Here is an 18,633-nt window from a genome sequence, read left to right on the forward strand (position 1 = left end):
GTCCCTCAGCTGTAGTGCCGGTACACGGCGCGCGCGACGCACGCCGGCTTGTCCGAGCCGTCGATCTCGACGGTGAAGTCCAGCGCCATCTGCACGCCGTCGCCCTCGACCTCGTCCACCGAGACGACGCGGCCCGCGAGCCTGATCTTGTCGCCGACGCGCACGGGACTCGGGAAGCGCACCTTGTCCAGGCCGTAGTTGACGCTCATCCGCACGCCGCCGATCGCCAGCAGCTCCCCGAACAGCGGGATGATCAGCGCCAGCGTGAGGTAGCCGTGCGCGATGGTGCCGCCGAACGGCCCGGAGGCCGCCCGCGCGGGGTCCACGTGGATCCACTGGTGGTCGTCGGTGGCGTCGGCGAACGTGTCGACGCGGTCCTGGGTGATCTCGCGCCACGCGGTGTGGCCGAGGTCCTGCCCGGCCAGCGCGAGGAGTTCCGCCTTGCCGTTCACGGTGGTCATGCGCGCTCCGTCTCCGCGGGGCCGAGGCCGAGCAGCCTGGCCGCGTTGTGCTTGAGGATCTTGGGTCGGACGGCGGGCTTGATCTCCAGCGCGGCGAAGTCGGCCAGCCAGCGGTCCGGGGTGATCACCGGGTAGTCGGACCCGAACAGCACCTTGTCCTGCAACAGCGTGTTCGCGTAGCGGACGAGCTGCGGCGGGAAGTACTTGGGCGACCACCCCGACAGGTCGATGTGCACGTGCGGTTTGTGCGTGGCCACCGCCAACGCCTCGTCCTGCCAGGGGAACGACGGGTGGGCGAGCACGATCCGCAGCTCCGGGAAGTCGACCGCGACGTCGTCCACCAGCATGGGGTTCGAGTACTTGAGCCGGATGCCGCCGCCACCGGGCACGCCCGCGCCGATCCCGGTCTGCCCGGTGTGGAACAGCGCGGGCACGCCGAGCTCCTCGATCACCTCGTACAGCGGGTAGGCCATCGGGTCGTTCGGCGCGAAGCCCTGCAGGCTCGGGTGGAACTTGAAACCGCGCACGCCGTGCCGCTCGACGAGCAGGCGCGCCTCCCGTGCGGCCGCACGCCCCTTCCACGGGTCCACGCTCGCGAACGGGATCAGCACGTCGGCGTGCTCGGCGCAGTTCGCCGCGACCTCCTCGTTGCGGATGGGCGGGTGGCCGGTGGCGTGCTCGGCGTCGACGGTGAAGACGACCGCCGCCATCCGCCGCTCCCGGTAGTGCGCGGCCAGTTCGTCGACGGTCGGTTGGCGGTGGCCGTGCGCGCCGAAGTACTTCTCGGAGGCGGCCAGCAGCTCGGGGCTCAGCGACGGGTGACCGTCCCGGGACACCTCGGCGTGGGTGTGGACGTCGATGGCCACCAGGTCGTCCAGCGGGAGCACCACGTCACGCCACCGGCGGGTTGGGCGCGGGGATGCCGAAGGTCTCCGGCTCGGCGCCGACGCCACTCGCCCACGACCGCGCGATGGCCTCGGCGGTCCACCCGCCGTCGGCGAGCGCCACCGCCTTCTCGCGGGGGTGCGCCCACAGGGCCAGCCGGTCGCCGCCGATGCCGATGGCCTGGCCGGTGACGTGCCGCGCCGCGTCGGAGGCCAGGAACACGATCAGCGACGCGACGTCCTCGACCGTGCCCAGGCCCTCGTCCTTGCGCAGCCAGTCGGGCAACGGCGCGCCGGTGCGCTCGGCCTCCTCGATGACGGGCGCGAACGCCGGGATGGTGCGGGTCATCTCCGTCGCCGCGACCGGCACCACCGCGTTGACCGCGATGTCCGCGCGGGCCAGTTCCAGCGCCCACGTGCGGGCCATGGCCACGATGCCCGCCTTCGCCGCCGCGTAGTTGGTCTGCCCGAAGTTGCCGCGCTGACCCGCCGGCGACGAGATCAGCACCAGGCTGCCGCCCCGGCCCTGCTCCCGCATCCGGACCGCCGCCGCGCGGGCGCAGGTGAACGTGCCCCTCAGGTGCACGTCGACCACCGCGTCGAAGTCGTCGTCGGACATCTTCCAGAGCACCTTGTCGCGCAGGATGCCCGCGTTGGTGACCAGCACGTCGAGCCCGCCGAACTCCTCGACGGCGGCCGTGACGAGCCGGTCGGCGGTGTCGGCGGGCCCGACGGGCGCGACCACCGCGACCGCCCGTCCACCCTCGGCCACGACCGACTTCACCACCGCGCTCGCCGCCTCGGCGTCCACGTCGTTGACCACGACCGCGGCACCCGCCCGGGCCAGGGCTTCCGCGTACGCCCGGCCCAACCCCCGGCCACTGCCGGTGACCACCGCGACCTTCCCTCGCAAGTCCATGACGGCGAACATACGGCAGTTTCGTGACGGCAGTCCATAGTCTGCCCAATATCGACGGGGCGCGGTTGTCGGACCCCTGGTCCACTGTGGTTTCCTCGGCGCCGGATCGCGCCGGCGACGGACGGGAGGGCCCGGTGGTGGAGACGACGGTGGCCGAGGTGATGGCCGAGCTGGCCGCGCTGGAGGACCCACGCGCGCGCGAGGTGAACGAGCGGCACGGCGACGACCACGGCGTGAACCTGGGCAAGCTGCGCGCGCTGGCCAAGCGGCTGAAGACCCAGCAGGACCTCGCGCGCGAGCTGTGGGCGACGGGTGACACGGCGGCGCGGCTGCTGGCGCTCCTGGTCTGCCGCCCGAAGGCGTTCGGGCGCGACGAGCTGGATGCCATGCTGCGCGGTGCGCGCAAGCCCAAGGTGCACGACTGGCTGGTGAACTACGTGGTGAAGAAGAGCCCGCACGCCGAGGAGCTGCGCCTGGCGTGGTCGGACGACCCCGATCCGGTGGTCGCGAGCGCGGGCTGGGCGTTGACCACCGAACGGGTGGCCAGGAAGCCCGAAGGCCTCGACCTCGACGGGCTGCTCGACGTCATCGAGGCGGAGATGAAGGACGCCCCGGACCGCTTGCAGTGGGCGATGAACCACTGCCTGGCCCAGATCGGGATCGACCACCCCGGCCGACGCGCCCGAGCGCTGGACATCGGTGAGCGCTTGGAGGTGCTGAAGGACTACCCGACTTCCCCGAACTGCACGTCGCCGTACGCGCCGGTCTGGATCGACGAGGTGGTGCGCCGGCAGCAGGACGCGTGACGAGGGATCGCGGCCCCGGGAGGTGGCCGCGATCCCTCGGGTCGCGTCGGGTCAGGCAGCCGGCGTCATGACCTTGTCGATGACGAACACGGTGGCGTTCGCGGTGGGGATGTTGCCGCACAACACCTTCGCGCCGTTGACGGTCACGTTGTCGCCCGAGCCCTCGACCTTCAGCGTGCCACCCTGGACGGTCGGCAGGTTCGCCGACGACAGGATGCCGTCCTTGTCCATGCGCTGCGGCACGACGTGGTAGGTCAGGATGCTCGTCAGCTTGGCCTTGTCGGCGAGCACGGCGTTGAGCGCGTCCTGGCCGAGGGCCTCGAACGCGGGGTCGTAGGGCGCGAAGACGGTGTACTCGGCGTCCGCCTTGTTGAGCGTGTCCACGAGGCCGGCTTCCTTGACGGCGGCCACCAGGGTCTTGAGCAGCGGGTTGTTGCTCGCGGCGGTGGCGACCGGGTCGTCGACCATGCCGTCGAGCGAGCCCTCGGTGTCCTTGGGCAGGGCGGTACAACCCGGGCCGAACACGTCACCGGTCTTGGTGACGCCGTCGCTCATCGCCTTGGTGGTGGACGTGGTCGTGGTGGTGGCCGGTGCCGACGTGGTGGCGTCGGAGGCGGCCTGCTGGCCGCTGCCACAGGCGGTGACGGAGATCAGGGCCGCGGCGAGGACGCCGATCGTGGACGCGAGCCGGGTGGTGCGCATGAGAGGTGCTCCTTTGTGGACTGTCCCGCGGAGGTGGTCGCTCCGGGCTTGTCACGAGTGGTTCGACGCCGCGGTCGGTTCGGATTGGTTGGTGCGGAAGAAATTTCTCCGCCGCTGGTCACGGCCGCGCGGTGAACACGATCGTGTGCCACCCGCTGGCGCCGTCGGGGATCGGCTCGGCGCGGTCGGGGGTCTGGGCCCGCCCGGTCCGGTCGGTGGCCCGCGCCTCCAGGGTGTGCGAGCCGGCGGGCAGGTCGAGTTCGACGCGCCACATCCGCCAGGTGTCGGCGTTGACCTCCGTGCCGAGGGTCGCGACCTGCCACGGCCCGCCGTCGACGCGGACCTCCACCCGGTCCACACCCCGGTGCTGCGCCCAGGCGACGCCAGCGGCGACGAACCGGCCGGCGGGCACCTGCTCGAAGGGCTTGGGCCGGTCCACGCGGGACATCGTCTTGATCGGCGCGCGCTGCGCCCAGTCCCGCTCGACCCAGTAGGCGTCGAAGTCGGCGAAGGTGGTCAGCTCGGCGTCCACCAGCCACTTCGTCGCCGAGACGAACCCGTAGAGGCCGGGCACGACCATCCGCACGGGGAAGCCGTGCTCGGCGGGCAGCGGTTCGCCGTTCATGCCGAGCGCCAACAACGCGTTGCTGCCGGGCGCCATGATGTCCTCGACCGGTGTGCCGCAGGTCCAGCCGTCCGCGCTGCGGGTCGCGAGCTGGTCCGCGCCGGGTCGGACGCCCGCCTCGGCGAGGACGTCGCTCAGGGAGACACCGATGAAGTCGGCGGTGGAGATGTAGGGGCCGCCGACCTCGTTGGACACGCAGCAGAGGCTGATCGTCCGCTCCACCAACGGCCGGCTCAGCAGGTCGTCATAGGTGAGCACGAGTTCGCGGTCCACCATGCCGTGCACGCGCAGGCGCCAGTCCTGCGCGCGCAGCCTGGGCACCGACAACGCGGTGTCCACCCGGTAGAAGTCGGCGTTGGGCGTGATGAACGGGGGCGTGCCGTCGCCGGTGAAGTCCGCGCCCGCCGGGATGGGCGGCGCGGCCACGTCCGGGGTCAACCGGATCGCCCGGCGGGAGGCCTCCACGTCCACCCGGCCGCCGACGAGCTGCCCGACCACCGCACCCGCCCCCGCCGCGGCGGCCACGGCCGTGGAGGTGATCAGGAAGCGGCGGCGGCCCAACCCGGGCACCCGCCAGTCCACCGGACGGCCGCGCCGGCTGTCCACCGAGGAGAGCCGGTGCAGCCACCGGAAAACCACGACGCCGACGACGAGGCTCGTCACCGGCGCCGGCACGGCGGTCACGCCCAGCGTGGGGCGGGCCAGCACGGCGGCGACGCCGACCGCGCCGAGCCCGGCCGCCAGGACCGTGCCGGGCAGCGGGCTGCGACGGGACAGCAGCCCGGCGACGGCCGCGGTGGCGGTGATGACGAACGCCATGCCCGCCAGCAGGGCGGTCTTGTCGTCCTCGCCGAACGTGCGGATCGCGAAGTCCTTCACCGGGTGCGGTGTCAGGTCGATGGCGGTGTTGCCGACGGCCAGGAACGGCGAGGCGAACGGGTCGACGAGCGCGGCGACGAGGTGCCCGGAGGCCAACGCCGCCGCCACTGCGACGAGTCCCGTCGCGGCCGCCGCCCACAGCGGCGGCCACGACTCCCCGGTACCCGGTTCCTGGTGGTGCGCGGTTGCGTTCACACCCGGTGTTCGTGGCCGCGAGCCCCGCGGATTGCCCCGCTCACACCAGCGGGAGGACCACCACGGTCGGACTCGTGGGCCGGGGTGACCCGCCGCGCGGCTCCACGGTCAGCCCCACGGCTTCCCGGCCGGTGAAACCACTGGCCAGGACCGGGGTTTCCGCCTCGCCGGACGGCCTGAGCAGCCCGGCCGGGCGCGGTCCGTCGGGCCCGATCAGCCACAGCTGGTAGTCGCGGTCCTCGGGCAGCCGAGCGAGGCCGTGGCCGAGGAACAGCACCTGGCCCCGGGCCGCGGACGCCACGACGGTGCCCGTGCCGCCGCCGGTCACGTCGCCGCGGACGAGCTCGGCGTCCGGCGCGGCCAGCAGCTCGGCGACCTGCCGGTTGCGGTCCTCGACCTGGGCCAGCGCCCGCAGGTCGCGTTCCAGCCTGCGGTTGTCGTCCACGGCCTGCACACCGAGCACCACGGCGACCACGATGCCCGCCGCGGCGGCCAGCGCCGCCGTGCGCCGCACCCACGGCGTCCGACCCGTCGGCGTGGTCGCCGGCGGGAGCTGGGGCGTCGCGGCGACCGAGGCCAGCACCTTGTCGCGCAGGTGGGCGGGTGGCTCGACCGCGGTCTCACCGGCCAGCACCGCGGTGGTCTCCAGCAGTTCGGCGGTCTCCTGCGCACAGGTCGGGCAGCCCGCGAGGTGCTCCTCGAACAGCCGCCGCTCGGCGTCGGAGACGGCGTCGAGCACGTAGGCGCCGATCAACGTGTGCGCGTCGTGGCGCGTCGTGTCACCGGTCACCGGGTCACCCCCAGGCAGTCGCGGAGCCGGATCAGCCCGTCCCGCATCCGGGTCTTCACCGTGCCCAGCGGGATGCCGAGCACGGAAGCGGTCTCCGGGTAGGTGTAGCCCTTGAAGTAGCCGAGCAGGATCGACTCCCGCTGGAGCTCGGTCAGCGTCGACAGGCACCGCCGCACCTGCCGCTGCTCGATGCGCGCGGCCACCTGCTCGCTGACCGCGTCGAACGGCGTCTCGACGTCGCGCCGGGCGGCGATGTCCTCACGCCGGGTCGCGGCCTGGGCGGAGCGGACCCGGTCGACGGCGCGGCGGTGCGCCATCGTCATCACCCAGGCCAGCGCGCTGCCCCGGCCCGGGTCGAAGCGGGCGGCGGTGCGCCACACCTCCACCAGCACCTCCTGCGTGACCTCCTCGGACTGCGCGTGGTCGCGCAGGACGCGGCGGACCAGGCTCAGCACCCTGCCCGCCACCACGTCGTACAGCCGCTCGAACGCCCGTTCGTCGCCGCGCGCCACCAGGCGCAGCAGCTCCTCCGCCGAGGCGTCGTCCGCGTGACCCGCGGGTACCGCCCGGAGCTCGCGCTCACGACCTGCCATCGTGTCCCTTTCCACTCGCCCTCGGCAGGTGTTCGGTGCCGGGGGCCCCGCGGTTCGGTCCCGGACGGGATCCGGGGGTTGACCGGCCCGGCCGCACGAGCGGGGGTGGCGGCCGGGCCGGCGGGTGGTCAGCGCCGCCAGTCGTTCGGGCGGCCGAGGCGCCAGTCGTTGGGACGGGTGGTGCCGGTGGTGACCGTGATGGTGCTCATGCTGCTCTCCTGGGGTGCTCGACTGTGTGTGAGGGCTTGGTTACGGTGTCATCACCTGTCGGGAGGCGGTGACACCCCATGGTCGCGGGGGAACGACGAGGGCGCGCGTCCCCTTTGGCGTGGTGCCGCGGTTGGTCGCTGTGGCGGCTGCCGCGCGCCGTGCTGGCGTACGTGCTCGGAGTGGAGGTCGTCGCGGTGGTCGCGGTGGCGGCCGTGGCGGGGTCGACGCCGGTGACGGGCCGCCACTGGGGGTGGTTCGCCGTGCTGGCGGGCGCGGCCGTGGTGCACTTCGAGGCCGCGCGCGGGCTGGAACGGGTCCGCGAGGTGGCGGCCGAGGGCAGCCCGTACGCGCACCCGCAGTCGATCTGGCTGTTCGCCGGGGTGCTGGTGCTGCCCCCGCCGCTGGTGGCCGCGCTGGTCGCGGTGAGCTACGGCTACGGGTGGCTGCGGATCTACCGGCGCAGCCCGCTGCACCGCAAGGTCTTCTCCGCCGCCACCGTGGTGCTGGGCTGCTGGTCGGCGGGCGCGATCCTGCTCGTCGCCCACCCGGACCGGGCCCTGCCGCACGCCGCGCAGCTCACCGGGCCGGTCGACCTGGGTGCGCTGGTGGCGGCCGGGGTGGCGTACTGGCTGGTCAACCTGGCCCTGGTGGTGGGCGCGATCCTGCTGTCCACGCCCGCCCGGCCGGGCCGCGACGTGCTGGGGCCGCTGAGCCAGCAGTTGGTCATCGCGGCGTCCATCGGCCTGGGCACGGGCCTGGCCGTGGTGCTGGTGACGGCGCCGTGGGTGGTGCCGGTGCTGGTGGTGACCATGCTGGGGATGCACCTCGGCCTGCTGCTGCCGGTCTACCGCACGGCCGCCCGGGTGGACGGCAAGACCGGCACGCTGACCTCGGTGGCCTGGAGCGAGCGCGCCGCCGCCGAGCTGACCCGCGCCGCCGCGACCGGCGCGCCGCTGGCCGTGCTGCTGCTCGACCTGGACCACTTCAGCGCCATCAACAACACGCGCGGGCACCTGGCCGGTGACCACGCGCTGCGGGCGGTGGCCGCCGAGCTGCGCCGCCAGGTCCGCGACCACGACCTGGTGGGCCGGTGGGGCGGCGAGGAGTTCGTCGTGCTGCTGCCGGGCGCGGACCCCGACGCCGCCCGGCAGGTCGCCGAGCGCATCCGCGCCGCCGTCCGCGCGCCGCTGACCGACGTGCCCGCGACCGGCGGGGTCGGCGACGCCATGCGGGTCACCGCGTCGCTGGGCGTGGCCGCGTACCCCGTGCACGGCGCCACGGTCGACGAGCTGCTGCTCGCCGCCGACACCGCCCTGTACCGGGCGAAGAACAACGGTCGGGACCGGGTCGAGACCGCACCGGTCGGCTGACCGCGATGGCGGCGCCGACCGGGCGGGCGCGGTACCGCGAGGTGTTCGCGTCGGCCGAGTTCCGGGCGCTGTTCGTGGCGCACACCGCGTCCACGGTGGGCGACCAGTTCGCCCGGGTCGCGCTCACCGTGCTGGTGTTCCGCGACACCGGCTCCCCGGCGTGGGCGGCGATCACCTACGCGTTGACGTTCCTGCCGGACCTGGTCGGCGGTCCCCTGCTGGCGGGCCTGGCCGACCGCTACCCCCGGCGCGCGGTGATGGTGTGCTCGGACGTGGCGCGGACCGCGCTGGTCGCGGTGATGGCCGTGCCCGCACTGCCGTGGCCGGTGGTGTGCGGGCTGCTCGTGCTGCTGCAACTGGCGGGCGCGCCGGCCGTCCCGGCCCGGACGGCGCTGCTGCCGCAGGTGCTGCCCGGTCCCGCGTTCCGCGCCGGCGCCGCCGCGCTGTCCACCGTGAGCCAGGCCGCGCAGGTCGTCGGGTTCGCCGCCGGCGGCGTGCTGGTCATCGCGGTCGGCACCGGCGGTGTGCTGCTGCTGGACGCCGCGTCGTTCGCCGTGTCGGCCGCCCTCGTGGCGTGGCGGGTGAAGCCGCGGCCCAGGCCGGGTGGCGACGGGGTGGCGCGGCCGGCGTGGTGGCGTGCGGTGACGGCGGGCGCGGTGCTGGTGTGGCGGGACCGGCGGCTCCTCGCGCTGGTCGGCTTCGCGGCGCTGTCGGCGTTCCACATCAGCGGGGAGGCGCTGGCCGTGCCGCTGGCCGACGGGCTCGGCGGCGGGCCGGTCGCGGCCGGGCTGCTGTTCGCCGCCTACCCGGCCGGGTGCGCGGTGGCGAGCCTGGTCGTGGCCACCCGTCCGGAGGCCGTCCAGCTGCGCGCGCTGCCCGTGCTGGCGGTCGCCACCAGCGCTCCGCTGCTCGCCTGCGCCCTGGACCCCGGCCTGCCGGTGCTGGTGCTGCTGTTCGTGGCGTCCGGGGCGGCGTCGAGCTACCACGCCATCGCCTCGCCGACGTTCGCGCTGTGGACGCCCGACGAGGCCAGGGGTCAGGTCTACGGCCTGGCCGTGACCGTGCTCAAGATCGCCCAGGGGCTCGGTGTCGCCGCCGCCGGGCTGGCCGCCGAACAGGTGCCGCCGCACCAGGTCGTCGCGGCGGGCGGCGTGCTCGGGGTGCTCGCCGGCCTGGGCGTCTGCGTGCTGTGGCGGCGCAGCGGCGACCACCGCCTGGTCAGGGGCTGACCAGCGCGGCCCGGGTGGGATCGCGCAACCGGACGTGCGCGCGGTCGGTGTCGTAGCGCTGGTGCCACGACAGGTGGACCGGGGCGGGCGGCAGCTCGACCGGCAGCGGGAGCAGCGCCAGGCCGAGGTCGGCGGCGGCCGGGCGGGCGGTGGACTCCGGGACCGTGACGACGAGGTCCGTGCGGCGCACGAACGCGAAGGCGGCGGCTTCCGTGGGCGCGGCCGGGCGCCCACCGCGTTCCTGTCCGGCGAGGTCGCGGAGGCCGAGCAGGTCACGCGCGGGTTGCGCACGGAGCTGGGCCGGCGCGCGGAGTGGGTCACCGACCTCGGCGGCACCGGACCGAGGCCGCGATCCTGTTCGCGCCGCACGTGATCCGGTCCGCCGGGTTCCGTCCGTTCGCCGTCTCGATCGTCCACTGACGAACGCTCCGCTCCCAACCGGACCGACGGGCGAGTGTCCCCTGTGGTGTGGCTGTGACCGAGGTAATTTTGATTTGTTCCAGATAAGTCCACTAGGGTTCAGGGCGTGACATCCGACTTCGAGACGCAGCTGCGTGCCGTCTCGTTGCGCGTGACCCGACCCCGGTTGGCGGTGCTCGCCGCGCTGCGCGACCACCCGCACGTCGACACCGAGACCGTGATCTCCTTGGTGCGCCGGGACCACCCCACCGTGTCCCACCAGGCGGTTTACGACGTGCTGCGGGCGTTGACCAACGCCGGCCTGGTGCGGCGCATCGAGCCCGCCGGCGTCACCGCCCGCTACGAGTCCCGGGTCGGGGACAACCACCACCACGTCGTGTGCCGCTCCTGCGGCGTCATCGCGGACGTCGACTGCGTCGTCGGTCACAGCCCTTGTCTCACCGCCTCCGACGACCGCGGCTTCGCGGTGGACGAGGCGGAGGTCGTCTTTTGGGGCACGTGCCCCGACTGCGCGGCCGACCACACCGCCAATGAACCGCCAGTTGGAAGGAAGTAGATGACCGACCCCAAGGCAACGCCCGAGTCGAGCGCGCAGGGCGTGGACCAGAAGGCCGCGGTCGGCTGCCCGGTCGCGCACGATTCCGTGACCGCGCACGGCAGCGAGAGCGAGAACCCGGCGATCGACTCGCCGACCCCCAAGACGGGCGGCCGTCCGCGCACCAACCGCGACTGGTGGCCCAACCAGCTCGACCTGTCGGTGCTGCACGCCCACTCGTCGAAGGGCAACCCGCTGGGGGAGAACTTCGACTACGCCCGCGAGTTCGCCAAGCTCGACGTCGAGGCGCTCAAGCGCGACATCGTCGAGGTGCTCACCACCTCGCAGAGCTGGTGGCCCGCCGACTTCGGCCACTACGGCGGCCTGATGATCCGGCTGAGCTGGCACGCCGCGGGCACCTACCGCATCCACGACGGCCGCGGTGGCGCGGGTGACGGCGGTCAGCGGTTCGCGCCGCTGAACAGCTGGCCCGACAACGCCAACCTGGACAAGGCGCGCCGGCTGCTGTGGCCGGTCAAGCAGAAGTACGGCCAGAAGGTCTCGTGGGCCGACCTGCTCGTGCTCGCCGGCAACGTGGCCCTGGAGTCGATGGGCTTCAAGACCTTCGGCTTCGGCTTCGGCCGCGTGGACGTCTGGGAGCCGGAGGAGATCTTCTGGGGCCCCGAGGACGCCTGGCTGGGTGACGAGCGCTACGTCAGCGAGTCGGAGATGGCCCCCGAGGTCGGTGCGACCGAGATGGGTCTCATCTACGTCAACCCCGAGGGCCCGCGCGGCAACGCGGACCCGTTGGCGGCGGCGCACTTCATCCGGGAGACCTTCGGCCGGATGGCGATGAACGACGAGGAGACCGTCGCCCTCATCGCCGGCGGGCACACCTTCGGCAAGACGCACGGCGCCGGCCCCGCCGACGCGCACGTGGGCGCGGAGCCCGAGGGCGCGCCGCTGGAGGCGCAGGGCCTGGGCTGGCTGAGCACCCACGGCAGCGGCAAGGGCGGTGACACGATCACCAGCGGGCTCGAGGTGACGTGGACCGACAAGCCGACGCAGTGGAGCAACCGCTTCTTCGAGATCCTGTTCGGCTACGAGTGGGAGCTCACCACCAGCCCCGGTGGCGCGAAGCAGTGGGTCGCCAAGGACGCCGAGGCGATCATCCCGGACGCGCACGACCCGGCCAAGAAGCACCTGCCGACCATGCTGACGACGGACCTGTCGCTGCGCGTCGACCCGGCGTACGAGAAGATCTCCCGCCGGTTCCTCGAGCACCCCGAGGAGTTCGCCCTGGCGTTCGCCAAGGCCTGGTACAAGCTGCTGCACCGGGACATGGGCCCGGTCAACCGCTTCCTGGGCCCGTGGGTGCCCGAGGCGCAGCTGTGGCAGGACCCGGTGCCCGCCGTCGACCACGAGCTGGTGGGTGAGGCCGACATCGCCGCGCTCAAGGCGAAGGTCCTCGACTCCGGCCTCACGACCGCCGAGCTGGTCGGCACCGCGTGGGCGTCGGCCGCGAGCTTCCGGTCCACCGACAAGCGCGGTGGCGCCAACGGCGCGCGCATCCGCCTGGAGCCCCAGCGCAACTGGGAGGTCAACCAGCCCGAGCAGCTCGCGAAGGTGCTGGAGATCCTGGAAGGCGTCCAGCGCGAGTTCAACGACGCGGGCGGCGCGAAGATCTCGCTGGCCGACCTGATCGTGCTGGCCGGCTCCGCCGCGGTCGAGCAGGCGGCGCGCGAGGCGGGCGTCGAGGTGACCGTGCCGTTCCGGCCGGGACGCACCGACGCCGCGCAGGAGCAGACCGACGTCGAGTCGTTCAAGGTCCTGGAGCCGCGGGCGGACGGGTTCCGCAACTACGTGCGCCCCGGCGAGAAGCTGCAGCCCGAGGTGCTGCTGGTGGACCGCGCGTACATGCTGGACCTGACCGCGCCCGAGATGACCGTGCTGGTCGGCGGTCTGCGCTCGCTCGGCGCCAACTACGCCGGCGCGCGGCACGGCGTGCTCACCGACCGGCCGGGCGTGCTGACCAACGACTTCTTCACCAACCTGCTCTCGCCGGGCACCCGGTGGCAGGCGTCGCAGTCCGAGGAGCACGTCTACGAGATCCGGGACGCGGCCACCGACGAGCTGAAGTGGACCGCCACCGCGGTCGACCTCGTGTTCGGCTCGAACTCCCAGCTGCGGGCCCTGTCCGAGGTCTACGCGAGCGACGACGCCCGCGAGAAGTTCGTGGTCGACTTCGTGGCCGCGTGGACCAAGGTCATGGAACTGGACCGGTTCGACCTCGTCTGATCCGAGGTGGTCAGGGGCGGGTCCGGCCGAGCGCCGGGCCCGCCCCTTCCGTTCACCGGACGTGACCCCGGTGGTGCGCGTCCGGGTGATCACCTGCACTATCAGGGCATGCGCAGCTCACTGTTCAACCACACCGAACGGTCCGTCGAGCCCGGCAGCTTCCAGTTGCAGAACGACCGGATGCTGAAGGTGGACCTCACCGGCAGCGGCGGGTTCTTCTTCGCCAAGCAGGGGTCGATGGTCGCCTACCAGGGTGACGTCGACTTCGCGTACGAGGGGGCGGGCGGGCTCGGCAAGCTGTTCAAGAAGGCGTTCACCGGCGAGGGCATGTCGCTGATGAAGGTGTCGGGCAGCGGCGACGTGTTCCTCGCCCAGGACGCCGACGAGATCTTCGTGCTCTACCTGGAGAACGAGGGCGTGACCGTCAACGGCAAGAACGTCCTCGCCTTCGAATCCACCTTGAAGTGGGACATCAACCGCGTCGAAGGCGCCTCCATGCTGACCGGCGGCCTGTTCAACACCACGTTCACCGGCACGGGCGCCCTCGCCGTCACCGCCTACGGCACCCCGGTCGTGCTGAACGTCGACGTCCCCACCTACGTCGACATGCAGTCCGCCGTCCTGTGGTCCACCTCACTGCAGTCCTCCATCCGCAAGACCGCCAAACTGGGCGCCGTCATCGGCCGCGGCTCGGGCGAGGCCTACCAGCTCGCGCTGTCGGGCCAGGGCATCGTGGTCGTGCAGGCCTCCGAAGGCCACCCCGTGCCCCAGACGCAGTGACCGCGTCCCGGCCGGCGCGGCGTGCACCACACCGGGGCACGCCGCGCCGGCCAGGACGGGTACCGGTCGCCGTGCAGCCGCGAACCCGACAGCTCGGACGCGCGCCACAGGTGCTCGACGAGCGCCGCGCCCACCACGACCGGTTCCTCATCGCCCCGGCGCGGACCCGGGTGATCCCGGTCGGAGGACGGGAACCGGCAACCCTGGTGCATCGCGAGGGAGAACCGGCTCCGCGCACGCGGGTCCGGTGCGGCGTCGGCGATGAACCCCGCCGTCGACCTCGAACCTGGCTACCGCGAGGGTGGCGTCGGAGCGGACCGCCCGACCGGGAACGCCCCTCCTGCTGAGGGCTGATCTGCCCACAGCAGCACGACACCCGGGTCGGCGCGGTGGGTCGGCATCGTCGAAGGCATGAGCAACAACGAGAAGCTGCCCTTGTTCGACCACCGGCTCCGGGAGAGGTTCTTCGCCCGACGGGTGCTCGTCCTCGACGGACCGCTGGACGACGACAACGGCACCGTGCTGGCGACCCAACTGCTGTCCCTCGCCGCCGAGGACCCCGGCAAGGACGTGGCGCTGTGGATCCACTCGCCGGGCGGCTCGGTGCCGGCGATGCTGGCGATCCGCGACGTGATGCGGCTCGTGCCGTGCGACGTGGCCACGCTCGCGCTGGGGCTCGCGTGCAGCGCGGGTCAGTTCCTGCTGTCCGCGGGCACGCCCGGCAAGCGCTTCGCGCTCCCCCACGCCCGCATCCTGATGCACCAGGGCTCGGCGGGGATCGGCGGGTCGGCGGTCGAGGTGCAGGTGCAGGCCGACGACCTGCGGCACACCCGGGACACCGTGCTCGGGCTCATCGCGCGGGACACCGGCCAGCCGGTCGACCGGATCTTCGCCGATTCCCTGCACGACCGCTGGTTCACCACCGCGCAGGCGCTCGACTACGGCTTCATCGACCACGTCGTGGAGAGCCTGGACCAGGTCGTGCCGGTGCGGACGCACGAGCTCGGCCTCGGCCTGCGGACGGGAGCGCGCGCGTGAGCACCTACACCATCCCCCACGTCATCACCCGCGGCGTCAACGGCGAGCGCGTCATGGACGTGTACTCGCACCTGCTGTCCGAGCGGATCGTCTACCTCGGCACCGCCATCGACTCCGGCGTGGCCAACGCGCTGATCGCGCAACTGCTGCACCTGGAGGCGGACAACCCGGACCGCGAGATCAACCTCTACGTCAACAGCGAGGGCGGCGACCCGTCCGCGATGCTCGCCCTGTACGACACCATGCGCTACATCAAGGCGCCGGTGGCGACCACGTGCGTCGGGCAGGCGGTCGCGGCGGGCGCGGTGCTGTTGGCGGCGGGACGGGCCGGCCACCGCTTCGTGCTGCCCCACACGAGGGTGGTGCTGCACCAGCCCGCGGCGCAGGGCCGCGGCACCATCCCCGACCTCATCCTCCAGGCCGACGAGGTGGTCCGGGTGCGCACGCAGTTCGAGGAGATCCTGTCCCTGCACACGGGTCGCGACGTCGCGCAACTGCGGCACGACACCGACCGCGACCGGGTGTTCGACGCGGCGGGCGCGGTCGCCTACGGGCTCGCCGACCACGTCCTGGAACACCGCGCCTGAGGCTTCACGCGGCCAGGAGCACGGGTCCCGCCGGACGACGGCCGGCCGCGGGACCCGTGCCGCGCCGTCGCCGCACGTCGCCCGCGATGTCGGCGAGCAGGTCGCCCAGCCCGACGCCGAGCGCGCCGGTCACCGCGGCGATCATCTCGCTGGACGGCTCCTTGCGCCCGCGTTCGATCTCCGACAGGTACTGGGGCGAGATGCCGGCCCGCTCGGCGACGTCGACCAGCCGGCTGCCCCGCTCCTCGCGGGCCGCGCGCAGGCTCCGGCCCAGCAGCTCGCGCCACAGCGGCTCCGGCTCGGGGTCGGGGGTGCGGGCGCGGTCGAAGGCGAGGACGTCGGCCATGCCGTCATCCTGACGCAGGCAGGCCGGCCGGGGGCAGCGGTTCCGCTCCGGGCGGAACCGTCACCGGCGCGACCCGACGGTGACGAAGGCGACGGCGGCGAGCACCACCAGGCAGCCGATGAGCTGCGGCGCGCTCGGCCGCTCGTGCAGCAGCACGATGCCCATCAGGATCGCGCCGACCGGTTGCAGCAGCATCATCGTCGCGCCCGTGGCGCTGGACAACCGGGGCAGAGCCGTCGAGATCAGCAGCCAACCCACGATCTGCCCGATCAGCGCCAGCGCGACCAGCCAGCCGAGCGCGGGCCACCCCGGCGACAGGTCCAGCCGGTCCGTCGGCACGCCGATGGCCACCGCGACCACCCCGGCCGACGCGGTGGCCAGGAACAACGTGTGGTCGCGGACTCCGGGGCCCGTGCTGCGCCGCATCAGCACCAGGTAGGCGGCGAACCCCACGCCCGCGCCCAGCGCGAGCACCGCGCCGAGGACCGGGTCCGGGCCGAACGCGGGGGTGCCCGCCAGACCGCCCGCCAGCACGATCCCGCCGAGCAGGACAGGAGCGGCGTACAGGAAGCGGTTCGAGGGCCGTTCCCGGAACAGCAGGTACGCCACCGCGGGCACGATCACCACCTGCACGGACAGCAGCACGGTCGCGATGCCCGCGCCGACCAGCGCGATGGCGTCACCCCACAGCACGAAGTCGACGCCGAGTCCCACGCCCGCGAGCAGCGGCAGCAGCACGCGCCGCCGCGGCGCGCCGCGCCGCCGTTCCCACCACACCAGCGCGGCCAGCACCGGCAGCGAGCACAGGCACCGCCAGAACGCGCTGGTGCTGCCGGTGGTCCCGGACACCTTGATGAACACCGAGGACAGCGCGATGCAGAAGCTGCCCGCCAGCGCGAGCAGCGCCGGGTTCACCCTCGTGCCCGTCGGCGGCGCGGTGGTGGGACGGAGGTCGGTCGCGGTCACGGGTTCACCCTCGGCCCTGTGACCATCAAGAACAAGCGAATTGTCGTGAGCGGAACCCGGTAGCATCGCTACCGTGTTCGGTCTGGAGCGGATGCGTGCCCTGCACGCCGTGGCGACGCACGGGACGGTCGCGGCGGCGGCGACGGCGCTGCACGTGACGCCGTCCGGCGTGTCGCAGCAGTTGGCCAAGCTGGAGCGGGAGGCCGGTCAGCGCCTGCTGGAGCCGCACGGCCGCACGGTCCGCCTCACGACCGCGGGGCACGTGCTGGCGGGTCACGCGGCGGCCATCCTGGCTCGGGTGGAGAAGGCGCGCACGGACCTGGAGCTGCTGCGCGAGGACGTCACCGGCCCCCTGCGCATCGGTGCGATCCCGACCACGGTGCACGCCCTGCTGCCGCCCGTGCTCGCGGCGCTGCGCGCCCAGCACCCCGGCCTGGAGGTGACCCTGCACGAGGGCGAGGCCGAGGAGACCATGCCACTGGTGGTCGAGGGCAGGCTGGACGTGGCGGTGCTGGAGAGCTGGGAGCACCGGCCGACCACCGTGCCACCGTCGACCTCGCGGACCACGCTGCTGTCCGACGTCGCCGACCTCGCCGTGCCCGCGGGCCACCGCCTGGCGCACCGCAAGGTCGTCGACCTGGCCGAGGTGGACGACCTGCCGTGGATCGCCTGGAGCGCGGGCTCGAGCTGCCACGACTGGCTGACCCACGTGCTGCGGCAGGAAGGCGTCACCACGAGGATCAGCTGCACCGTGGGCAGCTACCCGACCCAACTGGCCCTGGTCGCGGGCAACGTGGGCGCCGCCGCCATCCCCCGCCTCGGCCGCGACTCGGTACCCGACGGCGTCCGGTTCGTCACCACGCGCCCAGCCCTGAACCGCACCATCTACGCCGTCAACCGCACCGAGGACGACGACCGCGGCGCCATCAGGGCCTGCGTCGACGCCTTGGCCGCCGCCGCGACCCGCTTCCGGAACCTCGCCTGACGCGCTCGACGCCCCGGGCGTCCGGCGCCGCACACCGGAGGCACGCTGACGCCCTCACGCGACGAACGGCGCGTCAGCCCCGGGCCGCACCCGCGATGACCCGGGCCAACTCGACCGGTCGGGTCAGCATCGGCCAGTGGCCGGAGTCCAGGTCGGCGTAGTCGAGGTGCTCCACCCCGGCCAGTTCGGGCACGTCCCCGCCCTCGATCCACCCCTTGGCCTGGTCCGCGGTGTACTCCGGGCACACGACCAGCACGGGCACCGCGAAGCGGCGTTCGTCGGTCAGGCGCACGACGCCCGTGGCGACCCCCGCCGGCACGGGGATCGCGGCCGCCGCGAAAGCCCGCTTGGCGTCGTCGTCCAAGTCGACGGAGTCCGGCCCGTCGAACGGCTCCCAGCCCGGGAACGGCATGACGCCGTCGCGCACCTCGAAGAAGTCGGCGTACGGCTTGCCGTCACCCGCCGGGAAGCCGCCGACGAGGACGGCACCGGCGACCCGGTCCGGTCGGGCGTCGGCGGCCAGCCAGGCCAGGGTGCACGCCGCGGAGTGCCCGACGACCAGCACCTCGCCCGGCGCCGCGTCCACCGCGGCGAGCACCGCGGCCACCTGGTCGTCCAGCGTGGCGGACGCGTCACCGTCGCCCTGGCCGGGCAGGGTCAGCGGCACGGGGCGGTGGCCGAGCGCCGCCAGCGCGGGGACGACGTGGTCCCACGCGGAGCCGTCCAGCCACAGGCCGCCGATGAGCAGGATGTCCACGATTCCTCCGGTCGGTCTGGTCGGTGTCGGGGCACGCTATGCCCGAATCCGGACGATCCGCTTCCGGTGACCCCGCCGATGTCGCCCGACGGACGGGGCCTGGTAAGATCAGCGCAGGAATCCGTCTCGAGGGAGACTCGACGTGGCAGGTGAAGACGACATCTCCGGGTGAGCCCCGGATGTGACCGGCCCGCGGCGCAGCCGCAGCGGCCGTCCCAGTCGTCCACCTCTTCCTGCCGGGCAGCACTCCGCCCGCAC

Annotated in this window: 20 protein-coding genes; 9 read left to right on the forward strand and 11 right to left on the reverse strand. The window is 73.4% G+C overall.

The features are described 5' to 3' along the window. Positions 1–5 precede the first annotated feature (5 nt). The 3 genes from FHX81_RS05425 to FHX81_RS05435 are packed head-to-tail and all read right to left on the reverse strand — an operon-like array spanning position 6 to position 2,264. The gene (locus FHX81_RS05425) at positions 6–461 is read right to left on the reverse strand and encodes a MaoC family dehydratase (RefSeq protein WP_141975632.1); all 456 of its coding nucleotides are present in this window, start codon (positions 459–461) and stop codon (positions 6–8) included. Next, a complete protein-coding gene (locus FHX81_RS05430) occupies positions 458–1,351 on the reverse strand; it encodes an amidohydrolase family protein (RefSeq protein WP_141975634.1) in 894 nt (297 codons plus the stop codon). Before FHX81_RS05430 ends, FHX81_RS05425 begins: the two co-directional genes overlap by 4 nt. A 1-nt stretch (position 1,352) precedes the next feature. Then, entirely contained in the window at positions 1,353–2,264 is a 912-nt protein-coding gene (locus FHX81_RS05435) for an SDR family oxidoreductase (protein ID WP_141975636.1), read from the reverse strand. Positions 2,265–2,398: 134 nt separating this feature from the next. On the opposite strand from FHX81_RS05435, the gene FHX81_RS05440 reads away from it, so the two are divergent. Beyond that, positions 2,399–3,070, forward strand: a complete 672-nt coding sequence (locus FHX81_RS05440) for a DNA alkylation repair protein (protein WP_246107644.1) — start codon at positions 2,399–2,401, stop codon at positions 3,068–3,070. A 51-nt stretch (positions 3,071–3,121) separates the two neighbouring features. Here FHX81_RS05440 and FHX81_RS05445 read toward each other — a convergent pair whose 3' ends face one another. From FHX81_RS05445 to sigK, 4 genes are all read right to left on the reverse strand, one after another. Beyond that, positions 3,122–3,772: a fasciclin domain-containing protein gene (locus FHX81_RS05445; RefSeq protein WP_141975638.1), complete on the reverse strand. Its 651-nt coding sequence runs from the start codon at positions 3,770–3,772 to the stop codon at positions 3,122–3,124. Between the two features lie 118 nt (positions 3,773–3,890). Then, entirely contained in the window at positions 3,891–5,471 is a 1,581-nt protein-coding gene (locus FHX81_RS05450; protein ID WP_141975640.1) for a molybdopterin-dependent oxidoreductase, read from the reverse strand. Between the two features lie 40 nt (positions 5,472–5,511). Then, positions 5,512–6,261 carry an anti-sigma factor gene (locus FHX81_RS05455; RefSeq protein WP_170231945.1) on the reverse strand — a complete coding sequence of 250 codons (750 nt, stop codon included), beginning with the start codon at positions 6,259–6,261 and terminating at the stop codon, positions 5,512–5,514. Next, positions 6,258–6,854 carry an ECF RNA polymerase sigma factor SigK gene (sigK, locus tag FHX81_RS05460; RefSeq protein ID WP_141975644.1) on the reverse strand — a complete coding sequence of 199 codons (597 nt, stop codon included), beginning with the start codon at positions 6,852–6,854 and terminating at the stop codon, positions 6,258–6,260. The genes FHX81_RS05455 and sigK overlap by 4 nt, the downstream gene beginning before the upstream one ends. 287 nt (positions 6,855–7,141) lie before the next feature. Between sigK and FHX81_RS05465 the strand changes: the two genes are divergently transcribed. Together FHX81_RS05465 and FHX81_RS05470 are read left to right on the forward strand one after the other, a co-directional pair. Then, positions 7,142–8,434, forward strand: a complete 1,293-nt coding sequence (locus FHX81_RS05465; RefSeq protein ID WP_141975646.1) for a GGDEF domain-containing protein — start codon at positions 7,142–7,144, stop codon at positions 8,432–8,434. A 5-nt stretch (positions 8,435–8,439) separates the two neighbouring features. Beyond that, positions 8,440–9,663, forward strand: coding sequence for an MFS transporter (locus FHX81_RS05470; protein WP_141975648.1), 1,224 nt, complete (start codon positions 8,440–8,442; stop codon positions 9,661–9,663). Here FHX81_RS05470 and FHX81_RS05475 read toward each other — a convergent pair. Then, positions 9,653–9,853, reverse strand: coding sequence for a type 2 periplasmic-binding domain-containing protein (locus FHX81_RS05475; protein WP_211363382.1), 201 nt, complete (start codon positions 9,851–9,853; stop codon positions 9,653–9,655). The genes FHX81_RS05470 and FHX81_RS05475 overlap by 11 nt on opposite strands. A gap of 336 nt (positions 9,854–10,189) precedes the next feature. Between FHX81_RS05475 and FHX81_RS05480 the strand changes: the two genes are divergently transcribed. The 5 genes from FHX81_RS05480 to FHX81_RS05500 all read left to right on the forward strand — a co-directional run bounded on the left by FHX81_RS05480 (position 10,190) and on the right by FHX81_RS05500 (position 15,321). Continuing rightward, positions 10,190–10,639, forward strand: a complete 450-nt coding sequence (locus FHX81_RS05480; protein WP_141975650.1) for a Fur family transcriptional regulator — start codon at positions 10,190–10,192, stop codon at positions 10,637–10,639. Then, positions 10,640–12,916, forward strand: coding sequence for a catalase/peroxidase HPI (gene katG / locus FHX81_RS05485; RefSeq protein WP_141975652.1), 2,277 nt, complete (start codon positions 10,640–10,642; stop codon positions 12,914–12,916). A 108-nt stretch (positions 12,917–13,024) separates the two neighbouring features. Continuing rightward, positions 13,025–13,696, forward strand: coding sequence for an AIM24 family protein (locus FHX81_RS05490; RefSeq protein WP_141975654.1), 672 nt, complete (start codon positions 13,025–13,027; stop codon positions 13,694–13,696). A gap of 411 nt (positions 13,697–14,107) precedes the next feature. Continuing rightward, entirely contained in the window at positions 14,108–14,734 is a 627-nt protein-coding gene (locus tag FHX81_RS05495) for a ClpP family protease (RefSeq protein ID WP_141975655.1), read from the forward strand. After that, positions 14,731–15,321 (forward strand): ClpP family protease, encoded by a 591-nt coding sequence (locus tag FHX81_RS05500; protein WP_141975657.1) that lies wholly within the window; start codon positions 14,731–14,733, stop codon positions 15,319–15,321. Before FHX81_RS05495 ends, FHX81_RS05500 begins: the two co-directional genes overlap by 4 nt. Positions 15,322–15,325: 4 nt before the next feature. Here the strand turns inward: FHX81_RS05500 and FHX81_RS05505 are convergent, their stop codons facing one another. Together FHX81_RS05505 and FHX81_RS05510 are read right to left on the reverse strand one after the other, a co-directional pair. Continuing rightward, positions 15,326–15,667 carry a helix-turn-helix domain-containing protein gene (locus FHX81_RS05505; RefSeq protein WP_141975659.1) on the reverse strand — a complete coding sequence of 114 codons (342 nt, stop codon included), beginning with the start codon at positions 15,665–15,667 and terminating at the stop codon, positions 15,326–15,328. Positions 15,668–15,727: 60 nt separating this feature from the next. Then, positions 15,728–16,633, reverse strand: coding sequence for a DMT family transporter (locus FHX81_RS05510; RefSeq protein ID WP_246107645.1), 906 nt, complete (start codon positions 16,631–16,633; stop codon positions 15,728–15,730). Between the two features lie 73 nt (positions 16,634–16,706). On the opposite strand from FHX81_RS05510, the gene FHX81_RS05515 reads away from it, so the two are divergent. Beyond that, complete coding sequence (locus tag FHX81_RS05515) at positions 16,707–17,618, forward strand: LysR family transcriptional regulator (protein ID WP_141975663.1); 912 nt, start codon at positions 16,707–16,709, stop codon at positions 17,616–17,618. Between the two features lie 73 nt (positions 17,619–17,691). Here the strand turns inward: FHX81_RS05515 and FHX81_RS05520 are convergent, their stop codons facing one another. Next, positions 17,692–18,375: an alpha/beta fold hydrolase gene (locus FHX81_RS05520; protein ID WP_141975665.1), complete on the reverse strand. Its 684-nt coding sequence runs from the start codon at positions 18,373–18,375 to the stop codon at positions 17,692–17,694. Positions 18,376–18,633 lie beyond the last annotated feature (258 nt).

Source organism: Saccharothrix saharensis (genome assembly GCF_006716745.1).
In the GTDB taxonomy this organism is placed as follows: Bacteria; Actinomycetota; Actinomycetes; order Mycobacteriales; family Pseudonocardiaceae; genus Actinosynnema; species Actinosynnema saharense.

Bases quoted from the DNA above. Each gene is read 5' to 3' on its own strand.
- FHX81_RS05425 (WP_141975632.1), bottom strand. From the start codon at position 461: ATGACCACCGTGAACGGCAAGGCGGAACTCCTCGCGCTGGCCGGGCAG.
- FHX81_RS05435 (WP_141975636.1), bottom strand. From the start codon at position 2,264: ATGGACTTGCGAGGGAAGGTCGCGGTGGTCACCGGCAGTGGCCGGGGG.
- FHX81_RS05445 (WP_141975638.1), bottom strand. From the start codon at position 3,772: ATGCGCACCACCCGGCTCGCGTCCACGATCGGCGTCCTCGCCGCGGCC.
- sigK (WP_141975644.1), bottom strand. From the start codon at position 6,854: ATGGCAGGTCGTGAGCGCGAGCTCCGGGCGGTACCCGCGGGTCACGCG.
- FHX81_RS05465 (WP_141975646.1), top strand. From the start codon at position 7,142: ATGGTCGCGGGGGAACGACGAGGGCGCGCGTCCCCTTTGGCGTGGTGC.
- FHX81_RS05470 (WP_141975648.1), top strand. From the start codon at position 8,440: ATGGCGGCGCCGACCGGGCGGGCGCGGTACCGCGAGGTGTTCGCGTCG.
- katG (WP_141975652.1), top strand. From the start codon at position 10,640: ATGACCGACCCCAAGGCAACGCCCGAGTCGAGCGCGCAGGGCGTGGAC.
- FHX81_RS05490 (WP_141975654.1), top strand. From the start codon at position 13,025: ATGCGCAGCTCACTGTTCAACCACACCGAACGGTCCGTCGAGCCCGGC.
- FHX81_RS05495 (WP_141975655.1), top strand. From the start codon at position 14,108: ATGAGCAACAACGAGAAGCTGCCCTTGTTCGACCACCGGCTCCGGGAG.
- FHX81_RS05505 (WP_141975659.1), bottom strand. From the start codon at position 15,667: ATGGCCGACGTCCTCGCCTTCGACCGCGCCCGCACCCCCGACCCCGAG.